Here is a 1057-nt window from a genome sequence, read left to right as displayed (position 1 = left end):
CGCGCCCACGCTGACCGCCAGCTTGCGCTCCAACTGCCGCCGCGACAGCGCGGCCGCCGACGCGGGCGCCACATGGCGCTTCTTCCGGACGCGGCCGGAAGCGAGAGGACCTCGGGGGTGGGTTTTCACCACATCAACCTTGCACGTGACGTCCGGTGGGGTGGCCGTAAGGCTCACGGCCCCTCCACCGCCGGAACGGTTCAGAGGTCGTTATAACCCGCCACGTCACCCGGGCCCATCCCTATATGACAGGTAGTCCTGCATTCCCCCGTCCACCGGAAGGGCGTCGTTCACGGCTCCATAAGCCTACATGAAACGACACGCAGTCCCCCAGAGGTGTGAAGGCGCGTGAAGGATTGTCCGGGTTGGGGGCGCCAGGGTTGCGCCCGGGCTCAACCGTCCGACGTGGCGACGCGTTCCCAGCCGTCCGGGTAGTGCGTGACGAGCCCCAGGGCGTCGGTGTCCACCTCGGCCACGAAGGCGCCGCCCGCGCTCTCGTAGCGGTAGCGGGTGGAGGACAGCCGGGTGTAGCGCTGCTCCAGCCGCTCCAGGGACAGGTCCGGCAGCCGCACCCACGCGGCCGTGACGTCCCGGGACTGGCCCGGCTCCAGCCCCAGCCGGCGGATGGGCAGGGTGTTGGTGGAGGGGGTGACGCTCAGGTCCACGTCCACGCACCCGCGCAGCTCCGGCAGCTCGCGGCCCTCGCGCCACCAGCGCTGGTGGTCGTCCACCTGGAGCACCAGCGCGCGGCGCGTGCCGCCCTGGTGCAGCGCCAGCCGCAGCTCGCGCGTGTGCCAGTCCGGGTCGCACGCCACGGTGTAGCGCGCGAGCAGCGGCAGCCCTTCGCCCACCAGCACCGCGGTGCCCGTCGAGGAGGGCCCTCGGCGGACTCCCACAGCTCGAAGTGCTCGGTGCCGGGGGACTCCAGGCGCCGCCAGGTCAGGGCCTGCAGGCAGTGGCCCTCGGGCGTGCCGCCGGGCCGGCGGTGCGCGCCGTCATGGGGCGGGGCGTCCGGACGGCTCGGGAGGCGTCGGGAGGCTCACGCGCGGCCCGGGGG

Annotated in this window: 1 protein-coding gene; it reads right to left on the bottom strand. The window is 73.3% G+C overall.

The window, feature by feature from the left end; genetic code table 11:
• Nucleotides 1-392 precede the first annotated feature (392 nt).
• Entirely contained in the window at nt 393-896 is a 504-nt protein-coding gene (locus ACLEQD_RS44085) for a putative glycolipid-binding domain-containing protein (protein ID WP_410391888.1), read from the bottom strand.
• Between the last annotated feature and the right edge of the window lie 161 nt (nt 897-1057).

Origin of the sequence: Corallococcus sp. 4LFB (assembly GCF_046520365.1) — a bacterium.
In the GTDB taxonomy this organism is placed as follows: domain Bacteria; phylum Myxococcota; class Myxococcia; order Myxococcales; family Myxococcaceae; genus Corallococcus; species Corallococcus caeni.
The sequence above is the reverse complement of the archived record's forward strand: the minus strand, read 5'-3'. Positions and strand labels throughout refer to the sequence as shown.